The organism is Frigoribacterium sp. MEB024, from assembly GCF_000878135.1.
GTDB lineage: Bacteria > Actinomycetota > Actinomycetes > Actinomycetales > Microbacteriaceae > Frigoribacterium.
Genome location: NZ_JXQZ01000053.1, coordinates 1 through 9,033, shown reverse-complemented (window position 1 = coordinate 9,033; position 9,033 = coordinate 1). Strand labels below are relative to the sequence as shown.

Genomic DNA, 9,033 nt, shown 5'->3' with positions numbered 1-9,033 from the left:
ATCTCGGTGGTCGTGCTGGTCGGCACGGGACTGTTCCTGCTGAAGACCCGCACCGGCCGCGCCACCCGCGCCGTGTCGGACAACCCGGCCCTCGCCGCGGCCTCGGGCATCGACGTCGACCGCATCATCCGCCTGGTCTGGACGCTGGCGGCCGGTCTGGCCGGCCTCTCGGGCGTCATGCTCGGCCTCGTGCTCAACGGCGTCAACTGGATGACCGGCCTGCAGATCCTGCTGCTGATCTTCGCCGCCGTCACCCTGGGTGGCCTCGGCACGGCCTTCGGGGCCCTGGTCGGTTCGCTGATCATCGGCATCATCGTCGAGCTGACCAACATCTGGCTGCCCGGCGACTTCAAGTACGCGACGGCGCTGCTGATCCTGATCCTGATCCTCGTGTTCAGACCACAGGGCATCTTCGGGCGAAAAGAACGAGTGGGCTAAGGGGACACGACCATGTACTTCATCGAACTCCTGCGGGCGCTGAGCGCCGAGGCCCTCGCGCCCACGACGGCCGCCTTCGCCATCGCCGCCATCGGCCTGAACATCCACTTCGGCTTCACCGGCCTGATCAACATGGGCCAGGCGGCGTTCCTGCTGCTCGGTGCCTACGGTTTCGCCATCTCGATCAGCAACGGCCTGCCCCTGGGGCTCGCCGTCATCATCGCCCTGCTCTGCTCGTTGGTCTTCGCGCTCATCCTCGGCGTGCCGACGCTGAAGTTGAGGGGTGACTACCTGGCCATCGTCACCATCTGTTCGGCGGAGATCATCCGGTACGTGGGACGGTCGAGCATCCTGACGACCACGACGGGTGGCTCGAACGGCATCCCCGGGGCCTCGTACCGCGAGGCCTTCACCGCCCTGTCGCCCCTGCCCGACGGACAGACGACGATCCTGTGGTTCACCTACGAGAACAACGGCGTCAACGGCTGGTGGATCCGCATCGCCGGCTGGAGCATCGTCGCCCTGCTCAGCCTGCTGGTCTTCCTGCTCAGCCGCAGCCCGTGGGGCCGCGTGCTCAAGGGCATCCGCGAGGACGAGGACGCCGTGCGGAGCCTCGGCAAGAACGTCTACTCGTACAAGATGCAGGCCCTCGTGCTCGGCGCGCTGATGGGGTCGCTCGCCGGCATCATCTACGTCCTGCCGAGCTCGGTGCAGCCGGACAGCATGGGACGGTCGATGACCTTCTTCATCTGGACGGCCCTGCTGCTCGGTGGTGCGGCCACCGTGTTCGGCCCGGTGCTCGGAGCGATCCTGTTCTTCGTCACCCGCCTGCTGGTGCGGACCCTCGCCGGCGACTTCATCCCGTCGAACATCATGAACGGCCAGCAGGCCGAGCAGTTCTCGTACATCCTCGTCGGCATCGCCCTGATGCTGCTGATCATCTTCAGGCCACAGGGCATCCTCGGAAAGAAGAAGGAGTTGGCGTTCAGTGTCTGACACCTCGAGCACCACCAACGGACCGGCCCCGAGCGGCAGCACGCTTCCCCGCCGCGAGGGCTACGACTACGACCGCAGCGTCCTGCGCTCGAAGCTCACCGCGGTCGAGCGGACCCCGGGGTCGGCCAAGCCCGACCCGATCCTCACGGTCGACAACGTCGTCCGACGCTTCGGCGGCATGACCGCCGTCGACGTCGGCCACGTCGAGGTGCAGCGCGGTGCCATCACGGCACTGATCGGCCCCAACGGCGCCGGCAAGACGACCTTCTTCAACCTGCTGACCGGCTTCGACAAGGCCTCGTCCGCCCCCACGGCGTTCAAGCGCGGCGGTCCGGGCGTCGCGAAGTGGGTGTTCGAGGGCAAGGCCATGGGCAACGTGGGCGCCGCCAAGGTCGCCCGATCGGGCATGGTGCGGACGTTCCAGCTGACCAAGGCGCTCTCGCGGCTCACGGTCATGCAGAACATGCTGCTGGGCGCGAAGGACCAGCCCGGCGAGAACTTCTTCGTCGCGATCGTCGCGCCGCTCTGGCGCAAGCGAGAGCGCGAGATCGAGGCCAAGGCCGAGGACCTCCTCGCCCGGTTCAAGCTGCTCGAGAAGAAGGACGACTTCGCCGGCAGCCTCTCGGGCGGCCAGCGCAAGCTGCTCGAGATGGCCCGTGCCCTGATGAGCGACCCGGCCATGATCATGCTCGACGAGCCGATGGCCGGCGTGAACCCGGCGCTGACGCAGTCGCTCCTGGGGCACATCCAGAGCCTGCGCGACGACGGCACCACGGTCCTCTTCGTCGAGCACGACATGCACATGGTCCGCCACATCTCGGACTGGGTGATCGTCATGGCCGAGGGGCGCATCGTCGCCGAGGGCCCGGCGGACACGGTCATGGACGACCAGGCCGTCATCGACGCCTACCTGGGCGCGCACCACGACACCGACCTGGGCGACGACTCGCTGCTCGACGACGCCACGCTCGAACAGCTCGAAGAAGAGGTGGCGCGCGAGGACGCGGCCCGCGCGGCCGAGGCGACCAGCGCCTCCTCGTCCACCGGCGGCGTCGCGGGACGCGACCTGCCCGGCCACCCCGACCCCTCGACCCCGCAGGCCACGAACGCGGCCGACGACCAGCTGTCCGACGGACGGCAGAGCGGAGACAAGCGATGAGCACGGCACAGGACGGCGCGGGCGCCACCACCGCCCCCAAGCACCCGGGCACCGAGAAGTTCGCGGGCGTCGAACCGGTCATGAACGCGACGGATCTCGTCGCCGGCTACCTGCCGGGCGTGAACATCCTCAACGGGTGCGACCTCGTCTGCTACCCCGGCGAGCTGATCGGCATCATCGGCCCGAACGGCGCCGGCAAGTCGACGCTGCTCAAGGCGCTCTTCGGCCAGGTCAAGATCCACTCGGGATCGGTCACGCTCGGCGGCACCGACATCACGAACCTCAAGGCCAACAAGCTGGTCGAGGCGGGCGTCGGCTTCGTGCCGCAGACCAACAACGTGTTCCCCTCGCTCACCATCGAGGAGAACCTGCAGATGGGCATGTTCCTGCGGCCCAAGAAGTTCGCCGAGCGCCTCGAGGTCATCTACGACCTCTTCCCGGTGCTCGCCGACCGTCGCGGCCAGCGCGCCGGATCGCTCTCGGGCGGTGAGCGCCAGTCGGTCGCCATGGCCCGGGCCCTGATGATGGACCCCAAGGTGCTGCTGCTCGACGAGCCGTCCGCCGGCCTGTCGCCCGTGCGCCAGGACGAGACGTTCATCCGCACCCGCCGCATCAACAAGGCCGGCGTCTCGGTGATCATGGTCGAACAGAACGCCCGCCGCTGCCTGCAGATCTGCGACCGCGGCTACGTCCTCGACCAGGGGCGCAACGCCTACTCGGGCACCGGCCGCGAGCTGGCGGACGACCCCAAGGTCATCGAGCTCTACCTCGGCACCCTGGCGAAGGACGTCGACGCGTCCTGACGCCCCCGGTGGCACCCTGAGGCCCCGATCACGCCCCCGGCGTGGTCGGGGCCTCGTGCGTGCGTCCGGCGCCCGGACGTCGGGGCGTCGGGGCTGGGCGCCACGGCTGGGCGCCGGGGCTGCGCGCCGCGCGTCGTGCCGCGCACCCGGTCTCGACGCGGTGCGGTGCACGAGACGCGGTGCGGAGGGGAGCGCGGGCCCACGGCCGGCGGGCCCGGGACGAGGAGGCGCGGTGCCCGAGGACGCGGACGTCGCGACCTTCCTGCGGTGCGGCTCCGCGCCTCCTCGGCACGCCGAAGGGCCCGGCACGATGACTCGTGCCGGGCCCCGGGTGGTGCGAGGTGCCGTTATTCGACCTTGCCCTCGATGCCGGTCTGGTAGACAGGCTTGTTGTCGGCGTCGAACGTGTAGACGCCGATCGAGGCGGACGACGGGTCGTTGTTGTCGTTGAACGATCCGATGCCCGAGGGGCCGGTGTAGTGGATGTCGTCACCGGCGTCGAGCGCGGTCTTGCAGTCCGCGTACGTGGTGCACTCGGTGCCGCCGTTCGCCCCGGAGACCGCGGCCATGTTGGCCTGGATCGTCCCGGCGTCGGTGCCGCCACCCGCCTGCGCCGCGAGGGCGGTCAGGATGACGGCGTCGTACGACTCGGCCGCGTACGAGAAGTCGGCCAGTTCGCCGCCCTCGCTCGCCTGGTAGCCGGCCACGAGCTTCGACTTGAAGTCGGCACTGGCGTCGGCACCGGGGATCGTGCCCTTGGCCCCCTCGAGGGTGCCGGGCTCGAAGTCGGCGCTGTAGTCGGCCGTGTTGCCGTCGGACATGTAGACCTTGCTCATGTCCCAGCCCTGGCTCTTCAGCTCGGGGACGATCGACTTGGTCTCGTCGAAGGCGAGGATGACGATCGCGTCGGGCTCGGCGGCGATGGCCGCGGACACCTCGGACGAGAACGTGGTCTGACCGGGGGGGAACTCCTCGCCCTTGCCGGTGCCGCCGTAGACGACGGTGCCGCCCGAGCTCTCGATCGACTTCTGCGTCGAGTCGCGGAGACCCGTGCCGTAGGTGTCGTTGAAGACGAGGAACGCGACGTTGGCGTTGCCGTCGGCCGTGATCTGCTGGCCGAGCGCCGAACCCTGCACCGAGTCCGGCGGAGCGGTCCGGTAGTAGTACGACGAGTAGCCGCTGAGCGAGCTCGCCGTGTTGGCCGGCGAGATCTCGATGATGCAGTTGCTGGTGAGCTGGTCGACCACGTTGAGCGTGACGCTCGACGATTCGGCACCGAGCACGACGGGCACCTTCGCGTCGATCAGTTCCGTCGCGGCGTTGCTCGACACGGTCATGTCGTTGCTGTCGCCCGAGTCGGTGCTGGTCGAGATCTCGGCGGGCTGGTCGAGCACGCCGCCGGCGGCGTTGATGTCGCTGATGGCCAGGTTCGCCCCCGCGATGGCGGGCGGGCCGAGGTAGGCCAGGGTTCCGGTCAGCGGCAGCATCGTGCCGATCGCGAAGGGATCGGTGCTGGGCGTCCCGACCTCGCACTTGGCGGCGGGATCGGCCTTGGCCGACGACGACGACGAGGCGTCGTCAGAGGGAGATGCCGTCGAACAGGCAGCGAGCAGCACGGAGGCTGCGCCGGCGAGAGCCAGTGCTCGGAGGGCGGTGCTGGATCGGATCATCCGTGGAACCCTTTCGTGGACAGCGGCAGTGCAGCCCGACCGGTGGCGGTCGAACCTGCCGCGATTGGTCCGAAACTAGGGGTCGAATGTTTCTGGCGTGTGTTCTCGACGTCAAAGTGACGTTTCGTTAGCCATTCGTGACTTTGCGAGGGATGGTCGTTTCTAGGCGGTCGGTGCCACCGCGAGCGGTCGACGTGACCGCCGCCCCGCGCGCACCATGTCGACGGTGAGCACGATCGAGGCGACCCAGACGATCGCGAAGCCGACCCATCGCGCCGCCGACATGTGCTCGCCGAGCACGACGACGCCCACGACGAACTGCAGCACGGGGGCGACGTACTGCGTCAGCCCCACGGTCGTCAGGGGAAGCCGACGCGTCGCCGAGGCGAAGAGCAGCAGCGGCACGGCCGTGATGACACCCGTGCCGATCGTCGCGAGGGTGTGCCCGACGCTCACGGTGCCGAGCACGACGCCGCCCCCGAGGCCCGTCACGTGCAGCACGATCAGGGTGACGGCCGCGAAGGGGGCGATCCAGAGCGTCTCGAGCGTGAGCCCGCCGACCGCGTCGACCCGCCCACCGACCTGCTTCTTCACCAGGCCGTAGAGCCCGAACGAGAACGCGAGGACGAGCGAGATGAACGGGGGCCTGCCCGCCCCGATCGCGATCACGAGGACGGCGACGGCGCTCAGCCCGACGGCCACCCACTGGGTCGTGCGCAGACGTTCACGCAGCACCACCACGCCGAGCAGGACCGTCACGATCGGGTTGATGAAGTACCCCAGGGCCGCCTCGACCACGTGCCCGCTGAGCGTCGCCGAGATGAAGACCGTCCAGTTGACGACGATGAACGCCCCCGCCAACCCCATGGTGCCCACCACGCGGGGCTGCCGCAGCAGGGCCAGGAACGATCGCAGCGCCCCCGTCACGACGAGCAGCACCGCGCAGAAGACGAGCGAGAACAGCACCCGCCACGCGACGATCTCGAACGGGCCGGCCGGGGCCAACAACAGGAAGTACACCGGCAGTACGCCCCAGAGCCCGTAGGCGCCCAGGGCGTAGGCCAGGCCCGCCCCGCCGGCCCCGGCGACGCCGAGCCCCGAGGTCGGGGCGGAGGGGGACGAGGAGGCGCGGGTCGAGGTCACCAGGCGACTCTAGGTGGCTGCGCCCGCCGCCGGAACGGCCACTCCTGCCACCGTGGATCGATCGACGGACGATCACGCCTGGGGACGAACGGTCACCGGTGGTCGCGCCGCGGACACGACGAAGGCCCCTGCCGGAGCAGGGGCCTTCGGGACGGCGACCGGGGTCGCGGAGCACGGCCGGAGCCGTGCCGAGGTGCTAGCGGACGATGACCGCCAGGACGTCGCGAGCCGAGAGCACGAGCAGGTCTTCTCCGCCGTACTTCACCTCGGTTCCGCCGTACTTGCTGTAGATGACCTTGTCGCCGGTGGCGACGTCGAGCGGCACGCGGTTGCCGTTGTCGTCGATGCGGCCCGGGCCGACCGCCACCACTTCACCCTCTTGGGGCTTCTCTTTGGCGGTGTCGGGGATCACGAGACCCGAAGCAGTGGTCTGCTCGGCTTCGACCTGACGAATGACGATGCGATCTTCGAGCGGCTTGATGCTGACCGACACGGGTGACCTCTTCTTTCTCGGTGCTACGAAAACATGGGGGCTGGCACTTGCCGGGGGCGAGTGCCAGAACAACTGTAGGACGAGACTGGCACTCGGTCAATCCGAGTGCCAACGCGTCGGCCCGCGTGCGTCACACTGGACGACATGGATTCCTCCGAGCTGCTCGAAGTCCTCTCGCCCGAGGGGCTGCGGCTGCTCGACTCGCTGCCGACGGGCGGCGCCACCGGCGACGACGTCGTCGGCACGGTGGCCGCGTTGCGCAAGCAGGGCCACTCCCCCGCCCTCGTGTCGGCGGTGCTCACGCAGGCCCGGCTCCGTGGCCGTGCGGCAGCCAAGTTCGGCGAGTTCGCGAGCCGCATGCTGTTCACCGAGGCGGGCCTCGAACAGGCCACGCGCCTCCCGGTCGCCGCGCGCCACGCCGGACGCTACGCCGCGGCGGGCGTCGGCAGCGTGGCCGACCTCGGCTGCGGCATCGGTGGCGACGCCCTGGCGTTCGCCGCGCTCGACCTCGACGTGCTCGCCGTCGACCGCGACGAGGTCACCGCGGCCGTCGCGTCGTACAACCTCGCGCCCTGGTCGTCGTCACGCGTCGAGCAGGGCGACGCCGAGACGACCGACCTCGGGGGCATCGAGGGCGTCTTCCTCGACCCGGCACGACGGACGTCCGGCCACAGCGCCACGAAGCGCCTCGCCGATCCGGCCGACTGGTCCCCCGGCCTCGACGTCGCCTTCGGCTTCGCCGACCGCCTGCCCACCGGCGTCAAGCTCGGCCCCGGGGTCGACCGCGAGCTGCTGCCGACCGACGCCGAGTGCCAGTGGATCTCGGTCGACCGCGACGTGGTCGAGGTGGGCGTGTGGTTCGGTCCGCTCGCGCGGCCGGGGGTGGGCCGATCGGCTCTGGTGATCAGCGCCTCCGGGGCGTCCGAGCTGACGGCTGCCGCCGACTCCGACGACGTGGACCCGGGCGACCTCGGCGAGTACCTCTACGAGCCCGACGGCGCCGTCATCCGGGCGCGCCTGATCGGCGACCTGGCCCGGTCGATCGACGCCCGCATGATCAGTCGCGACATCGCCTGGCTGACCACGGAGGCGCAGGTCGACACCCCCTTCGCGCAGGGTTTCCGCGTGCTCGAGACCTTCCCGCTCGACGAGCGGACGCTCAAACGCGAGCTGAGGGCCCGGGGCATCGGGCGCCTCGAGATCAAGAAGCGCGGGGTCGACGTCGATCCGGCGACGTTCCGCAAGCGACTCTCGTTGCAGGGCACCGGGACGGCGACCCTCGTGCTGACCCGCGTCGCGGGGCGGCACACGGCCCTGCTCTGCGAGCGCCTGGCCTGACGCCCCGCCCCGTCCGACGAAGGGGCAGAAGACGTCGTTCGCCGGATCGGGAACGACGTCTTCTGCCCGCTCGGGGCCCGGTCCGGTCCGGCCGCGATCAGTACCCGCCGTAGTAGTCGGAACTCGACGAGAACCCGGCGATGAAGAGGCCGAAGGCCACCCAGCCGATCACGATGAGGACGACGCCGGCGTAGCCGACGATCAGCCCGGTGAGCCAGAACCCGCGGGCGGGGCGCTCACGCGACATGCCCAGGTGGCCGAGCACGATGCCCGCGATGGACGCCACGATCGAGAGTCCGAAGGTGAAGGGCGCGAGCACGACGCCGGCGATGGAGCCGATCATCGAGAGCAGGCTGAGCAGGCGAGGGGGCTGAGCGGCACCCGCCGAGGCGTAGGGCGGGTAGGGCGAGCCGTAGGGCTGCTGGCCGAACTGCGCACCGGGCTGACCCTGCTGGCCGTAGGACTGCTGGCCGTAGGACTGCTGACCGTACGGAGCGCCGGACTGACCGTACTGCGCACCGGGCTGACCCTGTTGGCCGTAGGACTGCTGACCGTACGGCGCACCGGGCTGACCGGAGGGCTGCGGGCCCTGGGGCTGCTGACCGTAGCCCTGCGGCTGACCGTAGCCCGACGGCTGACCCTGCGGCTGACCGTGACCCGACGGCTGACCCTGCGGCTGGCCGTAGCCCGGTCGTTGACCCTGGGGCTGCTGGCCGTACCCCGTCTGCTGGCCGTAGCCCTGCTGCCCGTACCCTGCCGGCGGCTGCGCACCCGGCTGGCCGTAGGGGGGCCGGGGCGGCTGGGGCGCACCCGGCGGGACCTGCCCCGGGCGGGACTGCGGCACCGGAGCCCCCTGCGGTGCACCGTACGGCGCCGAACCCGTCGGGGGTACCCCGGGCCCGGCGTACGGCGACGAGGCGGGCGGCTGCGACGCGGCCCCCGGGAAGGCGGTCGGCGGCAGCGGCGGCGAGGCGGTGGCCGCGCCGCCACCCT

9 protein-coding genes are annotated in these 9,033 nt (G+C 70.4%); 5 read left to right on the top strand and 4 right to left on the bottom strand.

The window, feature by feature from the left end; all coding sequences use genetic code 11:
• The 4 genes from SZ60_RS11205 to SZ60_RS11190 form a co-directional block, all read left to right on the top strand.
• Positions 1-438, top strand: a 438-nt coding sequence (locus SZ60_RS11205) for a branched-chain amino acid ABC transporter permease (protein WP_043595995.1), incomplete at its 5' end; no start/stop codon positions are given.
• A gap of 12 nt (positions 439-450) precedes the next feature.
• Positions 451-1,434, top strand: a complete 984-nt coding sequence (locus SZ60_RS11200; protein WP_043595990.1) for a branched-chain amino acid ABC transporter permease — start codon at positions 451-453, stop codon at positions 1,432-1,434.
• A gap of 82 nt (positions 1,435-1,516) precedes the next feature.
• Positions 1,517-2,593: an ABC transporter ATP-binding protein gene (locus SZ60_RS11195; RefSeq protein ID WP_197073551.1), complete on the top strand. Its 1,077-nt coding sequence runs from the start codon at positions 1,517-1,519 to the stop codon at positions 2,591-2,593.
• Positions 2,594-2,673: 80 nt separating this feature from the next.
• Positions 2,674-3,396, top strand: a complete 723-nt coding sequence (locus SZ60_RS11190; protein WP_043595993.1) for an ABC transporter ATP-binding protein — start codon at positions 2,674-2,676, stop codon at positions 3,394-3,396.
• 347 nt (positions 3,397-3,743) lie between these two features.
• Here the strand turns inward: SZ60_RS11190 and SZ60_RS11185 are convergent, their stop codons facing one another.
• The 3 genes from SZ60_RS11185 to groES all read right to left on the bottom strand — a co-directional run bounded on the left by SZ60_RS11185 (position 3,744) and on the right by groES (position 6,702).
• Complete coding sequence (locus SZ60_RS11185) at positions 3,744-5,066, bottom strand: ABC transporter substrate-binding protein (protein WP_043595989.1); 1,323 nt, start codon at positions 5,064-5,066, stop codon at positions 3,744-3,746.
• A gap of 162 nt (positions 5,067-5,228) precedes the next feature.
• Positions 5,229-6,209 (bottom strand): EamA family transporter RarD, encoded by a 981-nt coding sequence (gene rarD, locus SZ60_RS11180; RefSeq protein ID WP_082060075.1) that lies wholly within the window; start codon positions 6,207-6,209, stop codon positions 5,229-5,231.
• 196 nt (positions 6,210-6,405) lie between these two features.
• Positions 6,406-6,702, bottom strand: coding sequence for a co-chaperone GroES (gene groES, locus SZ60_RS11175; RefSeq protein ID WP_043595988.1), 297 nt, complete (start codon positions 6,700-6,702; stop codon positions 6,406-6,408).
• Positions 6,703-6,846: 144 nt separating this feature from the next.
• On the opposite strand from groES, the gene SZ60_RS11170 reads away from it, so the two are divergent.
• Positions 6,847-8,040, top strand: a complete 1,194-nt coding sequence (locus tag SZ60_RS11170; protein WP_043595987.1) for a class I SAM-dependent methyltransferase — start codon at positions 6,847-6,849, stop codon at positions 8,038-8,040.
• Between the two features lie 97 nt (positions 8,041-8,137).
• Here the strand turns inward: SZ60_RS11170 and SZ60_RS17825 are convergent.
• The coding region (locus SZ60_RS17825; protein ID WP_052505343.1) for a hypothetical protein at positions 8,138-9,033 on the bottom strand (896 nt) is incomplete at its 5' end.

Bases quoted from the DNA above. Each gene is read 5' to 3' on its own strand.
- SZ60_RS11170 (WP_043595987.1), top strand. From the start codon at position 6,847: ATGGATTCCTCCGAGCTGCTCGAAGTCCTCTCGCCCGAGGGGCTGCGG.
- SZ60_RS11200 (WP_043595990.1), top strand. From the start codon at position 451: ATGTACTTCATCGAACTCCTGCGGGCGCTGAGCGCCGAGGCCCTCGCG.
- SZ60_RS11185 (WP_043595989.1), bottom strand. From the start codon at position 5,066: ATGATCCGATCCAGCACCGCCCTCCGAGCACTGGCTCTCGCCGGCGCA.
- SZ60_RS11190 (WP_043595993.1), top strand. From the start codon at position 2,674: ATGAACGCGACGGATCTCGTCGCCGGCTACCTGCCGGGCGTGAACATC.